Genomic DNA, 24,683 nt, shown 5'->3' with positions numbered 1-24,683 from the left:
GGCCTGGCTCACTGCTTCGGCTTGGCGGTCGGATCGGTACCGGTCAGTTTCGGCGCGCCTTCGCCGCCGACGTTCTTCTGGCCGCCCTTGGCCGCCTGCTGCTCGTTGAGCACAGGCTCGTTCTCGGCCTTCTGAGCGCCGGCGCCCGCGGCTTCTGCAGCCGCCTTGTCGCCAGCCGCCGGTGCGGCCTCAGCCGGAGCCGCAGGCAGCGGCCTCGGAGCGTCGCTATGCGCATTCAGGAAGGCGATGACGTTGGCACGGTCTTCCGGATTGGAAAGGCCGGCGAAGGTCATCTTGGTGCCGGGCGCGAACTTCTTCGGGCTGTGCAGCCATTGGCCGAGCGAGTCCCAGTCCCAATTGCCGCCCTTGCCGGACAAAGCGTCGGAGAAGGCGAAGCCATTGGCACCCTTGCCGATCGGTTCGCCAAGCACGCCCCACAGGTTCGGGCCGAGCGCATTGGCGCCGCCCTTGTCGGCATTGTGGCAGGCAGCGCACTTCTTGAAGACCTGCTCGCCCTTCACCGCATCTGCCGACGCGAGGTAGAACTCGATCGGCTTCTCCGCCTCGGCAGCGCCGGCGCCTTCCTCGACCACGCCTTCGATCGGATAGCCCATATGTTCAGGGCGCTCCGCATGGAACACTTCGCCGAAGACGATCGTGCCGCCCAGGGCGACGATTCCGGCGAACAGCACCCAGCCGTTAATGGTGTTCTGGCGATCTTGCATGAAGGTCTTTTCCGACGATTGGAGCGGTGAATTGGCGCATCCTTTAAGGCGCGCCAATCAGTTCATCAAGCGGCCAGCCAATGCTCGAGCAATGTGCGGGCGATGGCGTGGCGCGGCGGTGGCAGGAATGGCGGATTTTCGACGCGGGCAAGCGCTGCGGCGACCTCGTCGCGGGTGAACCACCGCGCGTCTTCGAGTTCGGTGAAATCGATGGTCAATTCGTCGCTGAGTGCATGTGCCTGGCAACCGATCATCAATGTCGAAGGGAAGGGCCACGGCTGGCTGGCGATATAGCGGACATCGGTGACGGCGATGCCTGCCTCCTCCGATATTTCGCGCGCGACGGCGGCCTCGATGTTTTCCCCCGGCTCGACGAACCCGGCGAGGGCTGAATAGCGGTCCGGCGGATAGTGGGGCTGGCGCCCCAGCAGCAGGCGCCCGTCATGCTCGGCAAGCATGATGACGACCGGGTCGGAGCGCGGGAAATGCTCGGCGCCGCAGTCCGGACAACGCCGCGACCAGCCGCCGCGGACGATGTCGCTGGCATGGCCGCACACAGAACAATGGGGATGCCGCGAGTGCCAATTGGCGAGGCTCAAGGCGCAGGCAAAGAGCGGCGCGTCCTTGTCGTTGAGGTCGGCTAGCAAGCCAAAGGCGGAGCGGCCGGCGTCCACCCTGGGCAGGGACGAGAATCGCGGGGAATCGCCATCGAGGCCCAGGAAGACCTGCGGGTCCTGGAGATCTCCCCAATTGAGACGGCCTTCGCTGTCCAGCAAGGGCAAGCCTTCGGCCCACTGCAGCTGGCGGGCATCGGGCCGCGTGGCAAGCTCGGCAATCCGTTCGGGCTGGGCGCGCAGCACATCGGCGCGGTCGAGGCCGAGGCCGCCGAAGAAAACGTCAGGCGGCAAGGGCGGTCATCCCGGCAAGCGCGGCCTCGGCAGCGCGGCGATAAAGCGTTGGCAGGCCGGCTTCGGACAGCCGGTCGATGGGTTGCCACCAGCCTTCGCCGCATGGCTCGGCCACGGGGACAATGGTGAGGTCGAGGGCGAAATGGGTGAAGACATGCGTCACCCAGGCGATGGCGTTCGCCGTGACGGGCTCGTCCTGCCAATCCGGACCGGGCAGCGCCGCCATGCCGCCAAGCATGCCTTTGGCGGGACGGCGGACCAGCCAGACAAGGCCGTCGCGTTCGATCCACCAGGCGATGCCGTAGCGCTGGGGGCGGATTGTCTTCGGCTTTGGCGTCGGGAAGGCTTCGGGCGTGCCCAGCGCAAAGGCCCTGCAATCGGCGGCGAGCGGACACTGCGTGCACAGGGGAGCCCTGGGCCTGCAGATGCTGGCGCCCAGGTCCATCATCGCCTGCGCAAAATCGCCGGGCCGGCCTTCGGGCATCATGGCCTTAGCGAATGCAGGGACCGCGGACTTGTCGGTCAGCGCATGCAGGCGGGCGACGACGCGTTCGACATTGGTGTCGACGGGGACCTCCGCCTCGCCGAAGGCAATCGCGGCAACGGCAGCCGATGTGTAGGCGCCAATGCCGGGCAGCTTGCGGAGCTCGGCCTCGGAAGCTGGAAAGCCTCCCATTGCCGCGACGGCACGGGCGCAGGCAATGAGGTTGCGAGCCCGGGCGTAATAGCCGAGGCCTGCCCATTCTTGCATGACATCCGCTTCGGGGGCGGCGGCCAATGCCTCGATGGTCGGCCAGCGCTCCAGGAAGCGTTCGAAGCGTGGAGTCACGGCCGCAACCGTCGTTTGCTGCAACATCACCTCGCTGAGCCACACCCGGTAGGGCTCGGGTGGCGGCGAGCCGGGTGGCGAGCGCCACGGCAAGCGCCTGAAGTTATCCACATAATGTTGCAAAAGCCGGCTTGCGGCATTGGCGCTCATGGAAGCGCTATGGCATGACCAAGGCGAATGTCGAAGCGAAAGCCCACCAACGACGATTCTCCGCGCCGCGGCCATGCCCGGTCGTGCGGGGACCTGGTGGGTGACATCGGCGGTACGACCTTGAAGCGGTTCGGGTTTGTCCAGGCGAGCATCGTCAGCCGCTGGAAGGAAATCGTCGGGGACCGCTACGGCCATGTCTCCGTACCCGAATCAATCCGCTTCCCGACGGGCAAGAAATCGGGCGGCACGCTTACACTTTTGGTCGAAGGTGCCCATGCGCCCCTGATCCAGCATCTGGGCCCGATGATCATCGAAAGGGTCAATCGCTTCTTCGGCTATGAGGCGATCAACAAGGTCGCGTTCCGCCAGGGCAAGGTGCCGAGTTCGACGCCGAAGCGGCAGCGGCGGGAACCGTCCGACGTGCCGACTGAGCTTGGCGAGGGCCTGCGCGCCATCGCCGACCCGGAACTTCTCGCTTGCCTCACCTCGCTTGCCGGGCATATCGCCGCGACGACCGGGCCACCGGTTGTCACTCCTGTGGACGAGAAACCCATTCCCATCATTCGGAGCCTGCCAAAGTGAAAACCCGCACACTTTTCCTGGCGCTTGCCGCCGCCAGCTTCGCGACCGCCGCCTGCAATGCCGAAAAGGCCGGCAACAAGAGCAGCACGGCCGCATCCGGTCCGGTGAAACCCGTCGCGCCGCCGAAGAACGGCGACTGGACGACGGTCGTCAGCCAAACGCCCGAAGGCGGCTTCCTGATGGGCGACCCCAATGCCAAGGTGAAGATCGTCGAGTTCGGATCCCTGACCTGCCCGCACTGTGCCGAATTCGACGAGACCGGCGCCAAGCCGCTCATCGAGAATTACGTGAAGGCCGGCAAGGTCAGCTACGAATTCCGCAACTTCGTCCGCGATCCCTATGATGTAGCCGCGTCGCTGGTGGCGCGCTGCGGCGGCCCGGCCAGCTTCTTTGGGCTGACGCGGGGCTTCTATGCCGACCAGCGCGATTGGGTCTCCAAGATCCAGGCTGCTGACCAGAGCAAGCTTCAGACCATCCAGAATTTGCCGCCCAACCAGCAATTCGTCGAGTTGGCCAAGATCGCCGGCTTCCAGGATTGGGCGGCTCTGCGCGGCCTGCCGGCGGAGAAGACCAACGCCTGCCTTGCCAACCAGGCCGAGGTCGACCGGCTGGTGCAGATGCAGAACGACGCCGTGTCGGCTTATAACATTCCGGGCACACCGGGCTTCCTGCTCAACGGCGAGCTGGTGAAAATGGACAACAGCTCGACCGTCTGGAACCAGCTGGAAGGCAAGATCAAGGCGGCGCTCGGCGGGTAATGGCCGGGCGCGCTAGGGGAGGGGCGCGTTGAGAATTCGCAGGCTCAAGCTCGGTGGGTTCAAGAGCTTCGTCGAGCCGGCTGAACTGAGGATCGAGCCAGGGCTGACCGGCGTGGTCGGCCCAAACGGCTGCGGCAAATCCAACCTCCTCGAAGCCATTCGCTGGGTGATGGGCGAAGGCAGCCCCAAGTCGCTGCGCGGCGGCGGCATGGAGGACGTCATCTTCGCCGGGACGGCGACGCGCCCCCCGCGCGATTTCGCCGAAGTCTCTTTGTTGATCGAACGGCAGGCCGGCGACGGCGGTGACGAAGATGCCGATGGCGAAAGCGAGGTCACGCGGCGTATCGAGCGCGGGGCCGGGTCCGCCTATCGGATCGACGGCCGCGACGTTCGTCAGAAGGACGTCGCCTTGCTGTTCGCCGACGCGGCGACGGGCGCCCATTCGCCGGCGCTGGTCAGCCAGGGGCGCATCGGCGCGGTCATCGCCGCCAAGCCGGTGGAGCGCCGGCAAATGCTGGAAGAAGCGGCCGGGATTTCCGGGCTTCACGCACGCCGCAAGGATGCCGAGCAGAAGCTCAGGGCGACCGAGACCAACCTCACCCGCCTCAATGAATTGCTTGGCGACCAGGAAGCGCGGGCATCGGCGCTCAAGCGGCAGGCGCGAGCGGCCGAGCGCTACCGCCAGCTGTCGGAGAAGATCCGCGCCGCCGAAGCACGCCTGCTCTACGCGCGGTGGCGCGAGGCCGACCGGGCGGCCAAGGCAGCATCCGAGGAAGCGCGCCGCGCGGCCGCTGCCGTGGCGGCGCTGCAGCAGGGCATGCAGGACGCGCAGCTGGCGCAGGAGCAGGAGGCGTCCGAGCTATCGGCCCGGCGGTCGGCACTGGCCGATGCCCGGGACCGTGGACGGACGCTGGCGCATGAGCTGGCGACCGCGCGGGCGCGGCGAGACACAGTGGTTCGCAGGCTCGCCGAGCTCGATCGGCTGCAGGATGCGTTGCAGGTCGAGACCGCGCGCGAGGAAGCGCTGCGCGAGGATGCCGCCAAAGCCATCGCCGCGCTGGAGACGGAGCGCGGTCAGATCGAGTCCCGCCTTGCCGACGGCGAGGCGCAGGCTGGACGGATTGCGACGGATTTGACGGCCGCCGAAGCCGCATCGCGGCAGGCAGAGGCGGACCTTGCTGCTTTGCTAGCTCGCGAAGCGGCGATGCGCGCGGAGCGCCGGGTTGCCGAGGCGGCGCTGGAGTCGGCGCGCACCCAAGCCGAGCGGACTGAGGCCGAGGCCGCCAAGCTGGCGCGACAAATCGAGGAATTGGGGGATGGCGCCGAGCATGTCGACGCCAAGGCCGAAGCCGAAAGGACGACAGCCGAAGCAACGAAGGCGTTGGCCAGCGCCGAAGCGGCGCTGACGGATGCGGAGCATGGCCGGACCGAGGCCGCCGAGACCCGCGACCGTTATGAAAGCGAACTGGCGGCGGCACGCGCGGCGTTGGCGGCGGCGACGTCCGAACGCGATGCCTTGAGCAAGGCGCTAGCGCAGGGCGGCGGCGCGGCGCTTGTCGAAGTCCGCGCCGAACCGGGTTACGAGCGGGCCCTGGCGGCGGCTCTGGGCGACGACCTTGAAGCCGCGATCGGCGGCGACGGCCCGCGGCGCTGGGTGGGAAGCGATGCCCGGGCGGGTGATCCCGCGTTGGCTGAGGGCCTGCAATCGCTGGCGGCGCATGCAACCACGCCGAAGGAGCTGGCACGGCGCCTGGCCCAGGTGGGCGTTGCCGATGATGACACTGGCCAGCCGTTGGCGATTGGCCAGCGGCTGGTGACCCGTGACGGCCGCATGCGGCGTTGGGATGGCTTTGTCGCGGAGGCAGGGGGCGCGGCGGCGGCTGAGCGGCTGATCCGCGCCAATCGCTTGGCCGAAATCGAGCGCTTATTGCCGGCGTTGCAATCGGCTGTCGACGAGGCGGCGATGGGCCGAAACCGGGCGACCGAGGCGGTCGAGCAGCATCGCCGCGATGCGGAAGCAGCCCGTGCCGCCGCGACGGCGGCCGAGCGTCAGGGACGTGATGCGGCCCGCGCCGCCGACGCCGCCGCCGGGGCCTTGGAGAGGCTCGAAGCGCAGCGCACGGCATTGGCCGAGCGCCGCGCCGACCTCGAGCCTTTGCTGGCCGCGTCACGGGATTCGGTGACGGCCGCACAGGGCACGCTGGATGCGCTCGCGGACCCGGCCCAGCTGGCCGGTGAAATCGACACTGCGCGCGAGGCGGCGAGTGCCGCCGGCCAAGCGGTTGCGGAAATCCGCGCCGCTGCCGCGACGCGCGCCCGTGAAATGGCGTCCGATCGGGAACGCGACGCCGCCGCCCAGCGCGAACAGGGCGAATGGCGGACGCGCGCCAAGGACGCCGAAGCCCGCTTGCTGGAAACGGCTAGCCGGGCCGAGGAGCTGGCGAGCGAGCGGCAGGAAATGTCCGGGGAGCCGGACCGCTTGGCCGGGGAAATCGCGCGGATCGAAAAGGACAATCAGGCGAGCGACGCCTGGACGGCGCAGGCAGCCTCCGCCGAGGCGCAGGCGGAGGCCAGCGGCGTTGCCGCCGCCCGCAAGCTGGCCGAGGCCGGCGAAGCCTTCGCGGGAGCCCGCGAAATGCGTGCCGGGGCGGTCGCCCGCGCCGAGGGCCAGGAAGCGCGGCGTGCGGAGCTGGCGCGGGAATGCGGCGAGCAGTTCGAATGTCCGCCGCCCCTGCTGCCGGAGCGCATCGGCTTCGATTCCGAAGCGCTCGACGATGCCGACGCGGAGAAATCCAACCTCGACCGCATGACCGCCGAGCGCGAGCGCCTGGGGCCAGTGAACCTCGTCGCCGAGCAGGAACTGGCGGAGCTCGAGGAAAGCCGGTTGGCCGGAGCCGCCGAGCGCGACGAGTTGCAGGAGGCGATCAATCGCCTGCGCGGATCGATCGGCAGCCTCAACCGCGAGGGCCGGGTGCGGTTGCTCGAGGCCTATGAGAAAGTGGACGCCCACTTCCGCAGCCTGTTCACGACCCTATTCGATGGTGGCCAGGCGCACCTGGAGCTGGTCGAAAGCGACGACCCGCTGGAGGCGGGGCTGGAGATCATGGCCCAGCCGCCAGGCAAGCGCCTGAGCGCTTTGACCCTGCTCTCCGGCGGCGAGCAGGCCCTGACGGCGGTCGCGCTGATCTTTGCTTTGTTCCTGACCAATCCGGCGCCGATCTGCGTGCTCGACGAGGTCGACGCGCCGCTGGACGATGCCAATGTCGAACGCTTCTGCGACCTCTTGATGCGGATGACGCAGGAAACCGACACCCGCTACCTGATCGTCACCCACAATGCCGTGACGATGAGCCGGATGCACCGGCTCTATGGTGTGACCATGGTGGAAAAGGGCGTCAGCCGCCTCGTCTCGGTCGACCTTGGCGGTGCGGAAACCCTGTTGGCCGCTGAATGAGCGACTGACCGAAACAATTGCTGTCATCGCTATTGCGAATGATTATCAGTAACGCTAACCGGGCCTCAACGAGAGTAAGGGGTCCAAGGGAATGCGTTCGGTTTCGGTTCAACTATCCGCCGTGTCGCTGCTTGCGTTCGCTACGCCGGCCTTAGCCGCGGAAGCGGCGGCGGATAGTGAAACTTTGGCGGCGACAGCCGCGGCGGCCGGGGCCGAATCGATCACCGTCACAGGCCAGCGCGCCGAATATGGCGCCAAGAGCACTTCAACGGCGACGAAGACAAATACCGAGGTCCGCAACATCCCGCAGGCTTTGACCGTCATCTCGGAAAAGCAGATCGAGGATCAGGCAATTCGGTCCGTCGGCGACCTGCTGACCTTCGTGCCCGGAGCGAGCCCCGCCACTGGCGAAGGCAATCGCGACACCTTCACGCTGCGCGGCAACAGCTCGACAGCGGATTTCTTCGCCGATGGCCTCCGCGACGACGTTCAGTATTTCCGCGATTTCTACAACGTCGACCGAGTGGAAGTCCTCAAGGGACCCAACGCCATGATTTTCGGCCGCGGCGGGGGCGGCGGCATCGTCAACCGCGTCATCAAACGGCCCACCTTCGGTTCACATCGCGAAGCGCTGGTTTCGACCGATAACTACGGCAGCGTTCGATTTTCGGGCGATGCCGACCAGCTGCTTGGCAACAATGTCGCCGTCCGCCTTACCGGTATGTACGAAGACGGGGATAGCTTCCGCCGTCATGTCGACCTGGAGCGCTACGGCATCAACCCGACGCTCGCCTTCCAGGCTGGCGAAGCTACGCGGCTCGATTTCGGCTACGAATTTTTCCACGACCGCAGGACCGCCGACCGCGGCGTGCCGTCGAAGGTAGGCGAGCCGCTGGAAGGCTTCGACCGGACCTTCTTCGGCGATCCCGATCAGAGTTACGCGAAGGTAGACGCCAACATCGCTCGGTTCGGCGCCGAGCACGAGATTGCGCCGGGCCTGACGATCAGGAACCACACGATCTTCGGCGACTTCAACAAATTCTATCAGAACATCTTCCCGAACGGCGCCGTCCTTGCCGCAACCTCGACGCTGCCTGAGCGAGTCAAGCTCGGCGCCTATAACAATCGCAACGACCGTCGAAACCTGTTGAGCGAAACCGACCTGATCTGGGAGAGCCGATTGGGCGGTGTCGACCAGACGCTCCTGCTTGGCTTCGAGGTCGGGCGGCAGAAGACTCGCAACCACCGCCTGACCGGCGCTGTATCCGGGACCGGAATCCTGCCCGATGGCTCCGTGCCGCTAAGCGATCCGACCGTCGATACGATCACCGTCTTCGCGCCGCTCCCCACCGACGCGAACAACCGAACGAAGGCGAGCATCGGTGCTCTGTATGTTCAGGACCAGATCCGGCCGACGGAATGGCTCGAGATCGTCGCCGGCCTGCGCTTCGACAGCTTCAAACTGGAAGTCGACGACTTAAGGCCCGCCGTGGATCGCAGTTTCAGCCGCCGAGATGAGCTGTTGTCGCCACGTTTCGGCCTCGTCCTCAAGCCGGGCGAAAATCTGTCAATCTATGCAAGCTACAGCCGTTCGTACCTTCCGCAGTCGGGTGACCAGTTCAGCGGCCTCGACATCAACACGTCTTCGCTGAAGCCGGAACGCTTCGACAATTACGAGCTCGGTGCGAAATGGGAGCCTATCAACGGGCTGCTTGCGACCGCGGCAATCTATCGCCTCGATCGCACCAACACGCGCGTCGCGAATCCGGACGGCAGCGGGACTTTCCTCCTTTCGGGAGAACAGCGCAGCCGTGGCCTGGAACTCGGGTTGGAGCGGAGCCTCAGCCCACGCTGGCAGGTTTCGGCAGGGTACGCATGGCAGAAGGCGGAGGTGACCGAGGCGACGACGGCCTGCGCGAGCGGCGATTGCAACGTGCCAAACGTGCCCAGGCACAGCTTCTCGCTCTGGAACCGCTATGACGTTTCGAAATCGCTTGGGCTTGGCCTTGGCGTGGTCGCCCGGTCGAAGTCCTATGCGTCGATCGGCAACAGTGTGACGCTTCCCGGCTACACTCGCGTTGACGCTGCCGCTTATTACAAGCTGCTCAAGGGAGTGGAGGCGCAGGTCAATTTGGAGAACATCTTCAACGTCGACTATTTCCCGATGACCAATGGCGATAACAACATTGCGCCGGGCGCCCCCCGGTCAATTCGGGCCCAGCTCCGTTTCGGATTCTAGCCCGCCAGCTTCGCCGCTCGCTTGCGGATCGCGATGAGGTCTTCGACGAAGCGCGCGCGTTCTTCGCGGCGGCGGACTTCTTCGGGCATGCGCAGCAGGAAGCTCGGGTGCACCGTCACCCAGCATTCGCTGCCATCCGGTAGCTCGTGCGGAGCGCCGCGGAGTTTTGAAATCGTCATGGCCTTCCCGAACAGGGACCGGGCAGCCGTGCCGCCGAGCGCCACGGTCAGCGGCGGCCTGATCAATGCGCGCTCCTGCTCCTGCCACCAGCGGCAAGCGGTGATCTCGCCGGCGTTGGGCGAATTATGAATGCGCTTCTTCCCGCGGAGCTCGAACTTGAAATGCTTGACGGCATTGGTGACGTAGGTCTCGACGCGATCGATGCCGGCCCTTTTTAAGGCCTCGTTGAACAATTGGCCGGCGGGGCCGACGAACGGGCGGCCAGCCACGTCTTCCTGGTCGCCCGGCTGCTCGCCCACGAACAGGATTTTCGCGTCCAGCGGGCCCTCGCCGAACACGGTCTGCGTCGCGCATCTATAAAGGTCGCAGCGCGTGCATCTGCGGGCTTCGGCCAGCAGTTCCTCCCAGGCGCGGCGCAGGTTGCCGCCCGGCTGGAGGCCCCGTTCGGCTTGGAGCGCGTCGGAAAGGCCGTGCTCGGCAATGGCTCGATCGCTCATGCCGCTACAACGCGGCGGGGCAAGGTTGGTGTCGTCAGGCCGTCGCCGGCTCGGTCCTGTGATGCATGCGGCTGGCCATGGTCACCTTGAAGATGATGAAGCAGACGAGGCCGAAGGCGGCGCTGGCGACGTGGAGCAGCCAGAAGGTCGTGGTCGGCAGCGACGAGTAGAGGCCGCCGACATAACCGACGACGGCGTTTGCCGCGAAGAAGGCCAGGTAATAGAGCCCGACCACGGTCGCGGTGATCTGCCGCGGCGCAACTTTGGTGAAGAGCGCCAGGCTGACCGGCAGGATGTTGGCGAAGCCGATGCTGTTCAGCAGGTGGAACATGAACGGCCAGAACAGGCCGATCTTGCCGGCCGCGGGCTGCGTGAGCGCTGCCATGAACAGGCAGAGGCCGCCGGCGATCGTGAAGCATGATCCGATGATCATCTTTCCGAGCTCATCGGGCTCGCGGCGCTTCGTGCCCCACCATTTCCAAAAGAGGGCGACGCCGACGAGCATGGAAAAGCTCAAGGCCGCATCAAGGGTGATTAGCCAGGTGCTGGGGATTTGGGTGCCCATGAAGCTGAGCGCGAAATGCTCATCGCCCCAAACCAGATAGGCATTGAATATCTCCTGATTGGTCAGGAGCGAAACCGCCATCACCGGGATCAGCAGCATCAGCGCAATCACACGCGTCCAATCGTTGCCGTCCATCTTGTCGAGAGGGGGTGCCGGCTCGTCAGTGACGCTGTTCGGATGGACGGTGTCGGCCGGCAGCCATCTCTTGCCTGAGATGTAAATGAAAAGCCCCAAAACCATGACGACGCCAGCCGTGCCGAAGCCCCAGTGCCAGCCTATTTTCTGGCCAAGCGTGCCTGTGATCAGCGGCGCGACGATGACGCTGGCGTTGATGGCGATGTAGAAGATCTGGAAGGCCATCGCCCGGCGGTTGTCCTCGTCACCGTAAAGCGCGCCGACCTGGGTTGCGATATTGCCTTTGAAGAGGCCGACGCCGACGACGAGCGCGAACAAGGCGAGCAGGAAACTGCCTTCGAACGCCATCAGGAAATGGCCGATCGCCATGAAGATGCCGCCGAGGATCAGAGTCTTGTGGCGGCCCAGCCACTTGTCGGCGATGATGCCGCCGAGGATTGGCGTCGCATAGACGAGAGCTGTGTACGTGCCGAATATTGCAGACGCGAGCGGCTGGCCGTCGAGCCCCGCATAGAAATGCGTCCTCAGCCACTGCAGGCCGACGACATTCTCGACGTGCCCGGGATGCAGCAGATACTGCACCATGTAGAGCACCAGCAGCGTCTGCATGGAATAATAGGAAAAGCGCTCGCAAGCCTCGGTGAAGCTCAGATAGCCAAGGCCCTTGGGATGGCCGAGGAAGGCCCGGTCGTGCGGCGGAGCGGGCTCGAAGTCCGGAGTTGTGTCGGCGACTGTCATGGCACCGGAGGCAGCAGCGCATGGCGGGATTGGAAGTTCCGCCGCTGCCGTCCGTCGAAGGCACTTGCGCCCTGTCGAGGCGGGATTAGTTTGCCGCCCTAACGAGGGGGTCAATCACATGCGTCACCTGAAGATTGCGCTTGCCGCCACCTGCCTGTCGATCGCCGCGCCGGCGCTGGCGGGTCCGACCGAGGATTTTCACAAGCTAATGGACGATTATTGGGCGGCGAACCTGAAGGATTCTCCGATCCTCGCCACCCAGACGGGTGTTACCACATACGATCGTGAGCTCGGTGTCTTCACACTGGCGGAGATGGACCGGCAGACCGCCGAGGCCGCAGCCGACCTAAAGCGGCTCGAGGCGATTCCGGAGGCTTCGCTGTCGCCCGCCGACCAGACCAATTATGCAATCCTCAGGCGTACGCTGTCCGATGCCATTGCCGGCAACCGATTCGGCGAACGGCAGATGCTGTTCTCGACACTCGGCAGCCTGCATCAGTTCTGGGCAGGGCTGGGTGAAATGCAGCCCGTCCGCACCTATGCCGACTATGACAATTACCTCGCCCGTATCGGCCAAGTTCCGGCGCAGATGGCGAACATGGCCGACATCAGCCGCAAGGCCGCCAAAGAAGGCTTCGTTCAGCCGTGCGTGACGCTGACCACGTTCGAGCCGACCATCACTGGCGTGATCGCCGCCGATCCAACTAAGTCCCGCTTTTACGCGCCGTTCGCTGCGCCGAAACCGGCGAGCGTGACTGACGCGCAATGGGCCGACCTGCAGGCGCGGGCCAAGGCACTGATCACTGACAAGCTCAATCCGTCCTACCAGAATTGGGCCGACGTCTATCACAAGGAACTCGCCGGCAAATGTCGCCAGAGCGTCGGCATTTCGGCGCTTCCGCAGGGCAAGGAATATTACGCCTTCCTCGTTCGACAGCAGACGACGACCAATCGCACGCCGGACGAAATCCACCAGCTCGGCCTCGGCGAAGTGGCTCGCATTCGCGCCGAGATGGATGCGCTCGCCAAAAAGTCGGGCTTCGCCAGCCGCGAGGCGATGATCGCGGACATGCGGACCAATCCCAAATATTTCGCCAAGACGCCCGAAGAGCTGATGGGGGCCGCGGCGCTGATGGCAAAGACTATCGACGGCAAGATGCCGACCCTTTTCACCAAGCTCCCGCGCCTGCCTTATGGCGTGAAACCCATTCCGCTGGAAACGGCGGAGGGCAATACAACGGCCTATTATATGGACGGCAGCCCCGACGCAGGCGTCGCGGGCACCTATTTCGTCAACACGACCCATCTCGATCAGCGGCCGCTTTGGGAATTGCCGGCGCTGACCGTCCATGAAGCCGTTCCGGGACACCATATGCAGGTTGCGACCCAGCAAGAGCTGGACATGCCCGCCTGGCGCAAATACGGGGCCTTCTTCACCGCCTTTGTCGAAGGCTGGGGACTTTATTCGGAACGGCTGGGCATCGAGCTTGGCATTTACGACACGCCGCAGAAGGACATGGGGCGCCTGAGCTACGAGATGTGGCGCGCCTGCCGGCTGGTGGTCGACACCGGCATCCATTCGAAGGGCTGGACCAAGGAGCAGGCCGTCGCCTTCATGAAGGACAATACGGCGTTGACCGACAAGAACATCGATTCCGAGGTCAACCGCTACATCTCCAACCCCGGCCAGGCACTCGCCTACAAGCTTGGCGAGCTAAAGATCCGCGAACTTCGGACCCGGGCAGAGAAGGAACTGGGGCCGAAATTCGACCTCCGCCGCTTCCATGATGCGGTGATCGGGCAGGGCGCGGTGCCGCTGGATGCGTTGGATGCGCAGATCAATGCGTGGATTCAGGCCGAAAAATCGAGGGCCTAGCTTGGCCTAGCGAGGCGAGCTTTCGTTGGAGACCTGCTCCTCGCGCTCGTTGAACGCCTGGTTGATCAGCTGCTGCTCGCAACCGGTATAGCCGCCCGGCCCAACCGCCGAGCAACTGTTGACGCCGGTCCGGCCAACCGTTTCGAACTGTTTGGCGCGCGCGGCCCAGGACTGGCGCGACTGCAACGAACCGCCCTGACGGAGCCTTTCGGGAATGCGATAGCGCTCGCTCTCCGGCTTGCGCGCGCAAACGACGATTTCATCGTCAGTCGAGCGCGGGCACGGGTCGGTGCCGTAAACGATAATCTCGCTCACCTTGCCGTTGTTATTCTGCGCCAGCGCGGGCGCGGACGGGAGGGCCAGCGCGGCGAGGCCGGTGGCGGCGGCTGCAAGGGCCAGGGGCAGCTTCGACATTACAGGCGTCCTTTCGATCGGTTCAGCGGCCCGGCCGCCCCTCAGGTTCCTCAAATTCACTCAGATTCGCTTCGACAGGCCGATTGCCACCCTACATCCCGCACGGATGGCTGCGGTCAATAGGGGATATCCCAGCGTCTCGGCTGCGCCATGCTCGCGGGCAGTGTCCCGATGCTCCAATTCCTCGGCGCGAAAGGCTTCGATGTCGGCCGATAATTCAGGATCGCTGTCGCCCAGTTCGGCGAGCTGCCTGGAGTAATGGCGGTCGATTTCCGTTTCGATCGCATCGGTGCAGGCCATCGCCGCCCGCTCCGACATCAGGGCGGTGGCCGCCCCGAGCGCGAAGCCCGCGACTTTCCACAAAGGCTGCAGAGCCGTCGGCCGGACACCCCGCTCCTCCATCAGAGCATCGAAGCGCTCCAGGTGGCGGCGCTCCTGATTGGCCATGCGGGCGATCACGCGCCCGGCGGGTCGGTCCTGACCGATGACGGCTAGCTGGCCAGCATAGATTCGAGTGGCGCCATATTCGCCGGCCTGGTCGACCCGCAGCATGCTGGTCGCGTCCGGACGGGCGTCGCCGGGCTTCCAGCGGCTCACGGCCTGCTCCGGATGAGAAGCGCCGAGATCGCCGCAAAAGCGCCCAGCGAGATGATTGCGTTCCAGCCCGCCATTGATATGCCGAACAGCGACCACTGGATCTGGTCGCAGCGTACCAGCGGTACCTTCATCAGCTGGTCGAGGCTGAGCGCGCCGCCTGCAGTGCAGGTCGTTATGCCTTGCCACCAACCGATTTCCACGCCGGCATGATAGACGCCGATCGCACCGGAAATGGCGATGGCCAAGGACGCCAGCGCGGTCAGGGTCCGCGACCTTGCCGGCATTGCGAAGGCGGCCGCGGCGAGCAGGATCGCTGCGCCATGCGGCCAGCGCTGCCAGTAGCACATCTCGCAGGGGTGAAGTCCGCCAACATACTGGGAGCCAAGAGCGCCGCCGAGCAGCGCAACCGGCACGATGAGCGCGATCAGGCGCGCCAGCGCGCTGCCGGGCATGGGTGCAGAACCTCGCTGTGCGGCCGAAGCCATAAGCTGACGGACGTCCTTAGCGCGACTTGGCGACGGTCGACGGCGTGCCCGGCGCCAGCCGCTTCAGCGTCTTGATCGCATAATCCAGCTGGAAGTCCTTGATGCCCTTTTTCTCCAGTTCCTCGGACGTCGCCGAGAAGCGCGGGTCGGGCGTCGAGTCGTTTTCAAGCACGTCTTCCTTGACCGCGGCCTGGCTCAGCAGATGGCGGCGAAGGTCGGCTTCGCGCACGGCCGGACGGGTCTTGTAATCCGGATCCGACAGCTGCGGGACGACGATGTCCGGCTCGATTCCGCCGGCCTGAACCGAGCGGCCCGACGGGGTGTAGTATCGAGCGATGGTGAGCCTGAGAGCGCTGTTCGGCGTCAGTTCCGAAACGCCCTGGACCGATCCCTTGCCGAAGCTGCGCTCGCCCATGACGATCGCACGGCGGTGGTCTTGCAGGGCGCCAGCGACGATTTCCGCCGCCGAGGCGGTGCCGACGTCAGTGAGGACGATGATCGGCAGGCCGTGCGACATGTCGCCTGGCTTGGCATACCAATTCTCGACGTCCTTCTTGTCGCGGCCGCGCTCGGAGACGATTTCCCCGCGGTCGAGGAAGGCGTCACTGACGCGAACGGCCTCATTGAGCAGGCCGCCCGGGTTAGAGCGCAGGTCGACGACATAGCCGAGCGGGTGTCCGCCGGTCGCCTTGTCGATCGCCGTCAGCGCCGCCTCGGTCGCCTGGCCGGTGTTGCCGGCGAAGGTGTTAATGTTGACGATGCCGATGCCGTCCTTGACCTCCCATTTCACCGGCCGGAGCTCAATGCGGGCGCGGGTCAGTTTGACGTCGAACGGCTTGTCGCGGCCCGGCCGGACGATGGTCAGCGTCGTCTGCGTACCCGGATTGCCGCGCATCTTATCGACCGCTTCGTCGAGGTCGAGGCCGTAGAGCAGTTCGCCGTCGACATGCGTGATGTAGTCGCCGGCCTTGATCCCGGCCTTGTCGGCAGGCGTGTCTTCGGTCGGGGTGATGACCTTTACCGCGCCATCCTCGATAGTCACCGAAAGCCCGACGCCGCCGTAATTGCCGTCGGTCGTCGTCTTCAACTGCGAATAATCGGTGCCCTCCATGTAGGAGGAGTGCGGGTCGAGCGCCGCCAGCATGCCGTCGATCGCACCCTTGATGAGCGTGTGGTCGTCGACCGGGTCGACGTAGGTCGCGCGCACCTGGTTGAAGACGTCCATGAAGGTATCCAGCTCCTTCATGGTATCCGCATCGGCGGCCGCAACCGAACTGGTCGTCAGCGGGATCAGGGTCAGCGCGCCCACCACGGCGAGGGGCGGAAGCAGCTTGGCGACGAAGGCTTTCATTCTACGAATCCCTGCAAATCTACGGCGTATTTAGCCGCTCTTCCGTCCATTGGACACTATTTGAGATGAACCGGCGATGAGGGCTGCCGAAACGGGCGTCCCGTTCGTAGACAATTCGACCCCGACCGGACCCAATGCCCGACCGAGCGGATCGCCGATCCGGACGCGGGCGCCTTTCCGCAAATCTGTCCGCACTCCCGTCATCAGGGTCATCCACCCATGGCCATGATCGATAATGACGACGCCGTCATGGCGCCTGAACGGCCCGGCAAAGGATATCGTGCCATCGGCGGGCGCCCGGACGTCGGCGCCGGCATAGGCCTTGATCGTGATGCCGCGCGAGCGGATGCCGTTGTCGCTGACCGCGCCCATGCCTTCCACGACCGGCGCGGCGACGGGTAGCGAGTAAGCGATAGGAGGCTTGCCAGCCCCTGCCTTGCCGGGTCGGGCAATCGCTGGAGGCAGCGCGCCGAGGTCTGCGGCAAGGGCCAGTGACGAGCGGCGCTGCTTTGCCTCGCCGACCAATATTGCCTCGTTTTCGCCGGTTGCGGTCAGGACATCGCCGGCGCCAACCGCGCTCGCGCCAAGTCTGGCCGCTTGCTGGGACGCTTTGTCCTCAAGTGCGGCAAACCTCTGTTGCCTCTGTTTCAGCTGTTCATGCGCGGCTGTCAGCTGTTTCCGTGCCGCCGCTGCGGAGGCCTGCAACCTGCGGCTCTGCTCCAGGTCACCGGAGAGCGCGGCACTTCGCTGGCGGATGAGCGGCATTGTCGTATCAAGCAGCGCGCGGACGCGGACGAATTCGTCGAGCGAAGAAGAATCGGCGAAGCTCAGCAACGGCGGCCGCCGTCCCATGCTGACGATGCCCGCGAGGAGGGCCGCGACCGGCGCCTGCCGCTCAGCCAGACGCTGTCGGCGTTCGGCGACCAAGGCTTCGGTCAATCGAACCTGGGCGTCGGCGGCGCTGATCTGCGCCTCGGAGGCAGTAATAGCCGAGGCCGCCGCCTGCCGTTCCGCCGCCAGCTTCTCCGCCTCGTCGCGCGCCTTGGCCGCGGCCTGTTCAAACCTCTGGACATCCGCCTCGGCCGCCTTCGCCTCGACCCGGGCACGCGCGAGTTCAGTGTCGACCGGCTCCGTCTCCGCTGTTACGGGCGCGCTCGCGGCCGCCATCATCAGTGGCAAGACAGCGATTAGCGGAACGAGGCGGCGCATACCCTATCCTTCGCGATGATAGGGGTGGTTCGCAAGGATCGACGTGGCGCGGAACAATTGCTCGGCCAGCATCGCTCGGGCGAGAAGATGCGGCCAGGTCGCCGGCCCGAAGGACAGCAATAAATCGGCTTCGCCGCGCGCTTTGTCGTCATGACCGTCTGCCGCGCCAATCATGAAACGCGCCTCGCGCTTGCCGCCGTCGCGCCATTTCTCGAGAATCTTCGCCAGCGCCGTCGAACTCATCGGCTCACCGCGCTCGTCGAGCAGCACCGTGATGCTCCCGGCCGGCGGCGCCGGCATATTGCCGCCGCGGTCTGGTAGCTCGGTCACCTTCACAGGCCAGGCGATGCGTTTCAGGTAACGGTCGGTAAGCTCGGCTTCGGGCGAGCGGCCGATCTTGCCGCGGGCAATGATGTGGAGGAGCACTGCCCCGTCAGGCCGTGCCGCTCTTGGCTTCGTCGCCGAAGGCCCACATCCGCTCTAGGTTGTAAAAGGTCCGGACTTCGGGCCGGAACAGGTGGACGATGACGTCGTCGGCATCGACCAACACCCAATCCGCGGTTGGCAACCCTTCGACGCGAACGATCTTGCCGAACTGCTCCTTTATGCGATCCGCAAGCTTGTTCGCCATCGACGCCACCTGGCGCGACGACTTGCCGCTGGCGATGATCATATGATCGGCGATGCTCGACTTGCCGGTCAGCGGGATCGAGACGAGCTCGACCGCCTGGTCGTCATCGAGGGATTGCATCACCAGCGCGTGAAGCGCTTCTACGTCGATCGGTTGGTTCGATTTTTCGGTCGCTGGGCTTGGGTTGGCCAAGATTGCTCCTATGACGACAGGGCCCGCCGGTTCGAACCGGTGAAACGGCGGTGCCAATTGGGGTCTAGCGCGCGAAGGCGAGTAGCGGACGTCGGGTCGGGCGGCAGGCGAAGAAAGAAAATCGCCGGTGCACTCCAGTCCGTCCATCGTTTCGCCTGGCTCAGGGGGCGGACGAACCACCTGAGCCAGCCCATCGCGGACGCCGCGCGGGCAGGTGCATCATAGCCGGGGCGGTGAATCACCGCAATTGGAACCATTGCCGACAGCTCACGCCAGCGCCGCCACTGATGGAATTGGGCCACAGTGTCGGCGCCCATCAGCCAGATGAAGCGGTCATTGGGGTAGCGCCGTTTGATCGCGGCAAGAGTATCCACCGTGTAGCGCGTACCGGCCTCGCGTTCGAAATCGCTAACCTTGATACGGGTGCCTCTTGCCTCTTCGCGTGCCGAAGCTAACCGGGCTTCATAGGGCGCCATGCCCTTGGCGGGCTTCAGCGGATTGCCGGGCGAGACCAACCACCAGACCTCGTCCAGGCCCAGCGCCGCCATTGCCGCCAGGCTGATCCGCCGGTGGCCGCGATGCGCCGGATTGAAGGAGCCGCCGAGAAGGCCAATCTTTTTCATGCTGCCAAATGGCTAGCATCCGCGGCCTCCCTGCGCCACAATCGGGAAGGGAGGAGCAATGGGCGAATTCGATGCGATCGGCGACGCGGTGACCGGCGGAATGCTGGCGGCGGCGGTTGAGCCGCGCACGGGCGTTGGCAAGGACGGGCACACGCATGAGGCCAATTGCCTCAATTGCGGGGCGCCGCTGGTTGGCCGCTATTGTTCGAATTGCGGCCAGAAGGCGCATGTCCATCGCTCGCTTCGGGCATTCATGGGCGATTTCGTCGCCGGCGTGCTCAATTTTGAAGGGAAATTCTGGAAGACGCTGCCGATGCTGGCCTGGCGCCCGGGCGAACTGACCCGGCGTTACATCGCTGGCGAGCGCGCCACCTTCATCTCGCCGATCGCGCTTTACCTGTTCAGCGTCTTCCTGACCTTCGCGGTGCTCAACTTCACTGGCGCACTCGATCCCGGCAAGGTGGGTGAAGGCAACGCCAACATCAGTTTTGTCACCGACAAGCAGAAGGAAGAGATCGCCAAACTCGAGACGAAGCGCGCGGCCGCGGTCAAGGCAGGCAAGCCGGTCGCCGCCATCGACAAGCGGCTGGCCGACGACCGCAAGGGCCTTGAAGCATTGGAGAAGGTAGGCCGAGGCAATTTCACGAAAGCCGACCCAGACGACGACACTCCGCAATGGGTCCGCGGCGTGGTCGAAAGGGTTCAAAAGAACCCGCAACTGGTCGTCACCAACATGCAGGATGCGGCATCCAAGTACAGCTGGCTGCTGATCCCGCTGTCGCTGCCCTTCATGTGGCTGCTGTTCCCGTTCAGCCGGAAATACTATCTCTACGACCACACGGTGTTCGTGACTTATTCGCTGTCGTTCATGATGATGCTGGTCATCCTTGCCGACGCGCTCATTGAGTTCAACATGACGGCGGTGGCGGCCTTCCTGTTCTTTGTTCCGCCCATCCATATGTACCGGCAGCTGAAGGGCGCCTACCAGCTCGGTCGCTTCAGCGCGATCGTCCGCACCCTGTTCCTCACTACATTCGCGTTCATCGCCGGCGCGCTGTTCTTCGTGGTCGTCGCTGCCGTCGGAGTGGCCTAGGCGCTAGCTTGTCTTGCAGGGGAATTTGACCGCGAGCATGCGGGTCATGGCTTCGGTCATGTCGATTTTCTGACGCTCCGCCTGCGGGATGGCCGCGAGCCGGGTCATGAACTCGTCGCTTTTCATCTTTTGTGGCCCATCGGGCGCGCAGAAGCGAGGTGTCTTGCCTGCCTTGACGGCCGCCGTCTGCTGGGCGCGAGCGGCCTTGCCGGCGGCCTGCCCTTCTGCGGTCAGCGCCTTGATTTCGCCCGGCGAGAACATGGCCATGGCACCCTTGGCCTTCAGCGCCTGAATGCGCTGGTTGAAGGCCTCGGCGTTCATGGTCTGCGCCGTGGCCGGAAATGACACCACTGCCAGCACCGCCGCGATTCCAAATTTCATGCAAAAACTCCCGCTCAATCCGTTTCGAATTGAGCGGGAGCGGAATGAACGCCGTTTGAACGAAGATCAGGCGCCGGCAGTGGCCGGGCCGCCAAGGCCGGTGTTTGGCCTTTTCGCCTTCGGGATTGAGGATCCGGCGGTGGGGATCGTCGGCTTGGACGTGCCGCCGCGGTCGATGCTGCCCCCGTCGAGGACGATCTTGATCTCGTCGCCCGAGAGGGTTTCGTATTCGAGCAGCGCCTTGGCCAGCGTCTCCAGCTCGTCACGATGCTCGTCGAGAAGGCCCTTGGCGCGATCGTAGCCCTGCTCGACGATGCGACGGATTTCCTTGTCGATCGCCTGCGCGGTCTCGTTCGACATGTTCTTCTGCCGGTTCATTGAATAGCCGAGGAAGACCTCCTCATCGGCCTCCGCGTACTGCAGCGGACCGAGTGCATCAGACATGCCCCAGCGGGTGACCATGTCGCGGGCAAGGCCGGTAGCGTAGCTGATGTCCGACGAAGCTCCGGAGCTTACCTTGTCGTAGCCGAAGATGACTTCCTCGGCGACGCGGCCGCCCATGGCCACGGCGAGGTTCGCGTACATCTTGTCGCGGTGATAGCTGTAATTGTCGCGTTCCGGCAGGCGCATGACCATGCCGAGAGCCCGGCCGCGCGGGATGATCGTCGCCTTGTGGATCGGATCGGAAGCCGGCTCGTGCAAAGCGACGATGGCGTGACCGGCCTCGTGATAGGCCGTCATCTTCTTCTCGTCCTCGGTCATCACCATGGACTTGCGCTCGGTGCCCATCAGCACCTTGTCCTTGGCTTCCTCAAACTCCTGCATGGCGACGAGGCGCTTGCCCTTGCGGGCGGCGAGGAGCGCAGCTTCGTTGACAAGGTTTGCGAGGTCGGCGCCTGAGAAGCCCGGCGTGCCACGCGCGATAACGCGCGCATCGACGTCGGGCGCAAGCGGCACCTTCTTCATATGGACCTGCAGGATCTGCTCGCGGCCGTCGATGTCGGGACGCGGGACCACAACTTGCCGGTCGAAGCGGCCCGGACGCAGCAACGCCGGGTCGAGAACGTCAGGGCGGTTGGTCGCGGCAATAATGATAATGCCTTCATTGGCTTCGAAGCCGTCCATCTCGACCAGCAGCTGGTTCAACGTCTGCTCGCGCTCGTCATTGCCATTGCCGAGACCGGCACCGCGATGGCGGCCGACAGCGTCGATTTCGTCGATGAAGACGATGCACGGCGCAGACTTCTTGGCCTGGTCGAACATGTCGCGGACGCGGCTGGCGCCGACGCCGACGAACATTTCGACGAAGTCCGAGCCGGAGATGGTGAAGAAGGGCACGCCCGCTTCACCGGCGATGGCGCGGGCGAGAAGGGTCTTGCCGGTGCCGGGGCTGCCGACCAGCAGCGCACCCTTGGGGATCTTGCCGCCGAGGCGCGCGAACTTGCCCGGATCCTTGAGGTACTCGACGATTTCCTGAAGCTCCTCGCGGGCCTCGTCGATGCCGGCGACGTCGGCGAAGGTCACCTTGCCCTGCTTTTCCGTCAGCATGCGGGCGCGGCTCTTGCCGAAGCCCATCGCACCGGAGCCGGCGTTCTTCTGCATCTGGCGCATGACAAAGAACGAAATGCCCAAGATGAGCAGGAACGGCAGCGACTGGTAGAGCAGGATCAGCCAGAAGCTCGACTGCTCCTCCGCCTTGACCGAGACGGCGACGCCCTTGGCGATCAGCCGGTCGGAGACATTGGCATCGGCAGGCGCGGTCGTGCGGAAGGTCTGGCCGCTGTTCAGCTTGCCGCTGATGGATGAATTGCCGCCCGGCGTCGTGGCTATGGTGACGGCCTGGACATTGCCCTCATCGACCTGGTTGACGAAGTCGGAATAAGCGACGGCCTGCCCGGTCGTTGCGCGGCTGCCGCCGATCGACTGGACGAACACGACCAGCGCAAGCAGCACCGCCATCCAAATCAGTAGCGACTTGGTCCAGGGGTTTCCGGGCTTCTTCTCGTTCATGTCCATTCGTCACCTTGTTTGAAGCGCTTAAAATAAGCTTCCTGGCCTTAATAACAATGGAACAGGCTCAGTTCCGCCGCCTCGGCGGGGCAACTGACAGCTTCCAAGGGGGGCCGGGGTCGAGCTTCAGGCCAGCCAAGGTCGCCGCCTTGCCAGCCCGCAACGCTTTCCTCGCCCGGTCGAGCTCGGGCCCGCGCGGGCGGTGCGCGCCCATGCGATCGAAGCCGGCAACGAGCAGCCGGCGCTGGAACTCGCGAGGCAGGCCTTCGGCGTCGATGGTGAGGGCGCCTTCGCTTCGTCCAAGGCGCGTTTCCAGTAAGGACTTGAGAGTCCATTCGAGCGCCTCATCAGCGTCCGCGAGCCATCTCGCGGAGGCCGCTAGCCTCTCGGCATCAGCCCAGTCGGCTTCGGCCAGCGTCGTTCGGAACCGGCTGCGGTCGTGCCGAGGGTCACGGTTGGCGGGGTCGTCGACCGGCGTGACGCCGCTTGCGGCGACAATCGCCCCCAACTCGTCGCGACGCCATTCCAGGAGCGGGCGGACAAGGTCGACCCCCGGCTCCAGTGGCCGCGAATAACGGACGCCGACCAATCCTCCGAGGCCGGCACCGCGCGCCATGCGCATGAGCAGCGTCTCGGCCTGGTCGTCGACGTGATGACCAGTGGCGACGGCACCCAGGTCGCGGGCGATGGCCCATTCGCCAAGCGCGTCATAACGCGCGCGCCGTGCTTGTGCCTGGATGCTGGAGCCGGGGGCGACCTTCACCGGCAATGTGACATGGGGAACGCCGAGTTGCTCACAGACCGACTGTACGAACGCGGCCTCACCAGCGCTCTCCGGCCGCAGGCCGTGATCCACCGTCGCCGCCTCGATTCGATCCTTCCGGGATGCGGCAGCCAGCAGCAGCAGCGCCAGGCTGTCCGGCCCTCCGGAGACGGCAATGCCGAGCTTCGCCTTTTTGCCGACGAGCGGCTTTAGGTCCGCCTCGAAACGGGCGACGAGGTCCGGGCGGGGGATGAGCGCGTCGGTCACGCGCCCAAGCTTAGCAGATTAGCCGCATTTTGCCGCGGTGCGGGCCGCGGGCAGCATCTTCTTCAATTCGGCGCGCATGGTCGAACCGTAGACATCCTCCAGCTCGCCATAGGCCTTGCAGGCCTGGGCAGGCTGGTTGAGCTTCATCAGGGCCTGGCCAAGGTAATAGAGGCTGTCGGGCGCTCGCTCGCCCTTGGGGTTGCCGCGATAATTGGCGAGGAGCGCCTCGGCGGCGGCGCGCGCCTGCCCCTTGTCGAGCAAGGAGCGGCCAACGAGGTTGTTGGCCCAGCTGACACGGCGATGACCGGGGAACGAGGAGGAGAAGGCGCGCAGCGTCGTGATCGCCTCGTCGTACCGGCCGGTGCTCCACAACTGGTAGCCCCGGTCATAGGCTTCCTCGCCGGTCGCATCGAAATTGGCGTCTCCCGGCTTGGCGGAAGCAATTACGGGCGCGTTGGGCTTGGGCTTCGGCTTCTCGACTTTTGGTTTGGAAACCAGTGGCCCGCTGTCTCGGGTTTCTGGCGGCGGCGCTGCCTGATCGTCGGTTTGGTCGTCGTTGCCCGTCGCACCATCGTTGGCCGAAGTGCCGGATCCGCCGCTGTTCGTCTCCAGCGCGCGCAGGCGACGGTCCTGGTCGGCGCGAAGCCGCGCGAGCTCCGCCTCCATCGTCGCCAGTCGATTGCCATTCTCTTCGGAGGCGCGGGTGATCTGCGCCATTTCCTGTTCGATCGCATCGAGGCGGTTCGAAAGCTGGTTGGTGAGGGTCAAAGTCGCGGCCGGATCGTCGCTGAAGCCGGCGGTGTCGGCGGGCTGGCCCTTGGGAAAGACCTGCTTCTGGACCTGGCGGACCTGCTTCTCCAGCCGTTCGATCCGCTCCTCAGGAGTGGCCTGGCGGCGCTGGGCGTCGGCCGGCGCGACGGCGATCAATGCAAGGGCGGTCAGGCAGGCGAACTTTAGGGATCGCATTTGAAGTCCTAAGATACTGAATTGACGAAGTTTGGAGGTTCGCCCGAACGGGCTTTCCCGGCGAT

The 24,683-nt window shown here is 65.1% G+C and carries 23 protein-coding genes; 6 read left to right on the top strand and 17 right to left on the bottom strand.

Going from position 1 to position 24,683, the window contains the following annotated elements:
- Window positions 1-8: 8 nt before the first annotated feature.
- From LZ536_RS06215 to LZ536_RS06205, 3 genes are all read right to left on the bottom strand, one after another.
- Entirely contained in the window at window positions 9-725 is a 717-nt protein-coding gene (locus tag LZ536_RS06215; RefSeq protein ID WP_249847436.1) for a c-type cytochrome, read from the bottom strand.
- A gap of 65 nt (window positions 726-790) precedes the next feature.
- The gene (gene nudC, locus LZ536_RS06210; protein ID WP_249847434.1) at window positions 791-1,633 is read right to left on the bottom strand and encodes an NAD(+) diphosphatase; all 843 of its coding nucleotides are present in this window, start codon (window positions 1,631-1,633) and stop codon (window positions 791-793) included.
- Window positions 1,623-2,612, bottom strand: coding sequence for an A/G-specific adenine glycosylase (locus tag LZ536_RS06205; protein ID WP_249847433.1), 990 nt, complete (start codon window positions 2,610-2,612; stop codon window positions 1,623-1,625). Before LZ536_RS06205 ends, nudC begins: the two co-directional genes overlap by 11 nt.
- A gap of 27 nt (window positions 2,613-2,639) precedes the next feature.
- Here LZ536_RS06205 and LZ536_RS06200 point away from each other — a divergent pair, with 27 nt between their 5' ends.
- The 4 genes from LZ536_RS06200 (at window position 2,640) to LZ536_RS06185 (ending at window position 9,645) form a co-directional block, all read left to right on the top strand.
- A complete protein-coding gene (locus LZ536_RS06200; protein WP_249847432.1) occupies window positions 2,640-3,194 on the top strand; it encodes a DUF721 domain-containing protein in 555 nt (184 codons plus the stop codon).
- Complete coding sequence (locus LZ536_RS06195) at window positions 3,191-3,952, top strand: thioredoxin domain-containing protein (protein WP_249847431.1); 762 nt, start codon at window positions 3,191-3,193, stop codon at window positions 3,950-3,952. The genes LZ536_RS06200 and LZ536_RS06195 overlap by 4 nt, the downstream gene beginning before the upstream one ends.
- A 28-nt stretch (window positions 3,953-3,980) precedes the next feature.
- Entirely contained in the window at window positions 3,981-7,406 is a 3,426-nt protein-coding gene (gene smc / locus LZ536_RS06190) for a chromosome segregation protein SMC (protein WP_249847430.1), read from the top strand.
- A 91-nt stretch (window positions 7,407-7,497) separates the two neighbouring features.
- Window positions 7,498-9,645 (top strand): TonB-dependent receptor, encoded by a 2,148-nt coding sequence (locus tag LZ536_RS06185; protein ID WP_249847429.1) that lies wholly within the window; start codon window positions 7,498-7,500, stop codon window positions 9,643-9,645.
- Here the strand turns inward: LZ536_RS06185 and LZ536_RS06180 are convergent.
- Window positions 9,642-10,322, bottom strand: coding sequence for a UdgX family uracil-DNA binding protein (locus tag LZ536_RS06180; RefSeq protein ID WP_431357915.1), 681 nt, complete (start codon window positions 10,320-10,322; stop codon window positions 9,642-9,644). The genes LZ536_RS06185 and LZ536_RS06180 overlap by 4 nt on opposite strands.
- Before the next feature lie 34 nt (window positions 10,323-10,356).
- The gene (locus tag LZ536_RS06175) at window positions 10,357-11,760 is read right to left on the bottom strand and encodes a peptide MFS transporter (RefSeq protein WP_249847428.1); all 1,404 of its coding nucleotides are present in this window, start codon (window positions 11,758-11,760) and stop codon (window positions 10,357-10,359) included.
- A gap of 118 nt (window positions 11,761-11,878) precedes the next feature.
- On the opposite strand from LZ536_RS06175, the gene LZ536_RS06170 reads away from it, so the two are divergent.
- Window positions 11,879-13,636 (top strand): DUF885 domain-containing protein, encoded by a 1,758-nt coding sequence (locus LZ536_RS06170; RefSeq protein WP_249847427.1) that lies wholly within the window; start codon window positions 11,879-11,881, stop codon window positions 13,634-13,636.
- A gap of 6 nt (window positions 13,637-13,642) precedes the next feature.
- Here LZ536_RS06170 and LZ536_RS06165 read toward each other — a convergent pair whose 3' ends face one another.
- Genes LZ536_RS06165 through LZ536_RS06130 form a run of 8 tightly spaced genes read right to left on the bottom strand, consistent with a single transcriptional unit; the run spans window position 13,643 to window position 19,138 of the window.
- On the bottom strand, window positions 13,643-14,050 hold the full coding sequence (locus LZ536_RS06165; RefSeq protein WP_249847426.1) for a hypothetical protein: 408 nt from the start codon (window positions 14,048-14,050) through the stop codon (window positions 13,643-13,645).
- A 60-nt stretch (window positions 14,051-14,110) separates the two neighbouring features.
- The gene (locus tag LZ536_RS06160; RefSeq protein WP_249848570.1) at window positions 14,111-14,602 is read right to left on the bottom strand and encodes a demethoxyubiquinone hydroxylase family protein; all 492 of its coding nucleotides are present in this window, start codon (window positions 14,600-14,602) and stop codon (window positions 14,111-14,113) included.
- Window positions 14,603-14,643: 41 nt separating this feature from the next.
- A complete protein-coding gene (locus LZ536_RS06155; protein WP_249847424.1) occupies window positions 14,644-15,099 on the bottom strand; it encodes a disulfide bond formation protein B in 456 nt (151 codons plus the stop codon).
- Between the two features lie 49 nt (window positions 15,100-15,148).
- Complete coding sequence (locus LZ536_RS06150) at window positions 15,149-16,483, bottom strand: S41 family peptidase (protein WP_249847422.1); 1,335 nt, start codon at window positions 16,481-16,483, stop codon at window positions 15,149-15,151.
- 30 nt (window positions 16,484-16,513) lie between these two features.
- On the bottom strand, window positions 16,514-17,692 hold the full coding sequence (locus tag LZ536_RS06145; protein ID WP_249847421.1) for a murein hydrolase activator EnvC family protein: 1,179 nt from the start codon (window positions 17,690-17,692) through the stop codon (window positions 16,514-16,516).
- A gap of 3 nt (window positions 17,693-17,695) precedes the next feature.
- Window positions 17,696-18,118 (bottom strand): 23S rRNA (pseudouridine(1915)-N(3))-methyltransferase RlmH, encoded by a 423-nt coding sequence (locus LZ536_RS06140; RefSeq protein ID WP_249847419.1) that lies wholly within the window; start codon window positions 18,116-18,118, stop codon window positions 17,696-17,698.
- A gap of 7 nt (window positions 18,119-18,125) precedes the next feature.
- Window positions 18,126-18,515: a ribosome silencing factor gene (gene rsfS, locus LZ536_RS06135; protein ID WP_249847417.1), complete on the bottom strand. Its 390-nt coding sequence runs from the start codon at window positions 18,513-18,515 to the stop codon at window positions 18,126-18,128.
- An 8-nt stretch (window positions 18,516-18,523) separates the two neighbouring features.
- The gene (locus LZ536_RS06130) at window positions 18,524-19,138 is read right to left on the bottom strand and encodes a nicotinate-nucleotide adenylyltransferase (protein ID WP_249847415.1); all 615 of its coding nucleotides are present in this window, start codon (window positions 19,136-19,138) and stop codon (window positions 18,524-18,526) included.
- A 58-nt stretch (window positions 19,139-19,196) separates the two neighbouring features.
- Here LZ536_RS06130 and LZ536_RS06125 point away from each other — a divergent pair, with 58 nt between their 5' ends.
- Window positions 19,197-20,231: a DUF3667 domain-containing protein gene (locus LZ536_RS06125; RefSeq protein WP_249847413.1), complete on the top strand. Its 1,035-nt coding sequence runs from the start codon at window positions 19,197-19,199 to the stop codon at window positions 20,229-20,231.
- 3 nt (window positions 20,232-20,234) lie between these two features.
- Here LZ536_RS06125 and LZ536_RS06120 read toward each other — a convergent pair whose 3' ends face one another.
- The 4 genes from LZ536_RS06120 to LZ536_RS06105 form a co-directional block, all read right to left on the bottom strand.
- Entirely contained in the window at window positions 20,235-20,612 is a 378-nt protein-coding gene (locus LZ536_RS06120) for a hypothetical protein (RefSeq protein ID WP_249847412.1), read from the bottom strand.
- Between the two features lie 66 nt (window positions 20,613-20,678).
- Window positions 20,679-22,628, bottom strand: coding sequence for an ATP-dependent zinc metalloprotease FtsH (gene ftsH / locus LZ536_RS06115; RefSeq protein ID WP_283938391.1), 1,950 nt, complete (start codon window positions 22,626-22,628; stop codon window positions 20,679-20,681).
- A 61-nt stretch (window positions 22,629-22,689) separates the two neighbouring features.
- A complete protein-coding gene (tilS, locus tag LZ536_RS06110) occupies window positions 22,690-23,652 on the bottom strand; it encodes a tRNA lysidine(34) synthetase TilS (protein ID WP_249847407.1) in 963 nt (320 codons plus the stop codon).
- Window positions 23,653-23,670: 18 nt separating this feature from the next.
- The gene (locus LZ536_RS06105; protein WP_249847406.1) at window positions 23,671-24,618 is read right to left on the bottom strand and encodes a tetratricopeptide repeat protein; all 948 of its coding nucleotides are present in this window, start codon (window positions 24,616-24,618) and stop codon (window positions 23,671-23,673) included.
- Window positions 24,619-24,683 lie beyond the last annotated feature (65 nt).

Source organism: Sphingomonas alba (assembly GCF_023516555.1).
Classification (GTDB): domain Bacteria; phylum Pseudomonadota; class Alphaproteobacteria; order Sphingomonadales; family Sphingomonadaceae; genus Sphingomicrobium; species Sphingomicrobium album.
Note: the sequence above shows the minus strand (reverse complement) of the source record. Positions and strands in the feature narration are given on the sequence as shown.

Excerpts from the sequence above, each read along its gene's own strand:
- LZ536_RS06155 (WP_249847424.1), bottom strand. The coding sequence starts at position 15,099 with ATGCCCGGCAGCGCGCTGGCGCGCCTGATCGCGCTCATCGTGCCGGTT.
- LZ536_RS06120 (WP_249847412.1), bottom strand. The coding sequence starts at position 20,612 with ATGAAATTTGGAATCGCGGCGGTGCTGGCAGTGGTGTCATTTCCGGCC.
- LZ536_RS06150 (WP_249847422.1), bottom strand. The coding sequence starts at position 16,483 with ATGAAAGCCTTCGTCGCCAAGCTGCTTCCGCCCCTCGCCGTGGTGGGC.
- LZ536_RS06170 (WP_249847427.1), top strand. The coding sequence starts at position 11,879 with ATGCGTCACCTGAAGATTGCGCTTGCCGCCACCTGCCTGTCGATCGCC.
- LZ536_RS06130 (WP_249847415.1), bottom strand. The coding sequence starts at position 19,138 with ATGAAAAAGATTGGCCTTCTCGGCGGCTCCTTCAATCCGGCGCATCGC.
- LZ536_RS06165 (WP_249847426.1), bottom strand. The coding sequence starts at position 14,050 with ATGTCGAAGCTGCCCCTGGCCCTTGCAGCCGCCGCCACCGGCCTCGCC.
- ftsH (WP_283938391.1), bottom strand. The coding sequence starts at position 22,628 with ATGGACATGAACGAGAAGAAGCCCGGAAACCCCTGGACCAAGTCGCTA.
- LZ536_RS06185 (WP_249847429.1), top strand. The coding sequence starts at position 7,498 with ATGCGTTCGGTTTCGGTTCAACTATCCGCCGTGTCGCTGCTTGCGTTC.
- LZ536_RS06205 (WP_249847433.1), bottom strand. The coding sequence starts at position 2,612 with ATGAGCGCCAATGCCGCAAGCCGGCTTTTGCAACATTATGTGGATAAC.
- LZ536_RS06125 (WP_249847413.1), top strand. The coding sequence starts at position 19,197 with ATGGGCGAATTCGATGCGATCGGCGACGCGGTGACCGGCGGAATGCTG.
- LZ536_RS06180 (WP_431357915.1), bottom strand. The coding sequence starts at position 10,322 with ATGAGCGATCGAGCCATTGCCGAGCACGGCCTTTCCGACGCGCTCCAA.
- LZ536_RS06105 (WP_249847406.1), bottom strand. The coding sequence starts at position 24,618 with ATGCGATCCCTAAAGTTCGCCTGCCTGACCGCCCTTGCATTGATCGCC.
- LZ536_RS06160 (WP_249848570.1), bottom strand. The coding sequence starts at position 14,602 with ATGCTGCGGGTCGACCAGGCCGGCGAATATGGCGCCACTCGAATCTAT.
- LZ536_RS06200 (WP_249847432.1), top strand. The coding sequence starts at position 2,640 with ATGTCGAAGCGAAAGCCCACCAACGACGATTCTCCGCGCCGCGGCCAT.
- LZ536_RS06145 (WP_249847421.1), bottom strand. The coding sequence starts at position 17,692 with ATGCGCCGCCTCGTTCCGCTAATCGCTGTCTTGCCACTGATGATGGCG.
- LZ536_RS06215 (WP_249847436.1), bottom strand. The coding sequence starts at position 725 with ATGCAAGATCGCCAGAACACCATTAACGGCTGGGTGCTGTTCGCCGGA.
- LZ536_RS06175 (WP_249847428.1), bottom strand. The coding sequence starts at position 11,760 with ATGACAGTCGCCGACACAACTCCGGACTTCGAGCCCGCTCCGCCGCAC.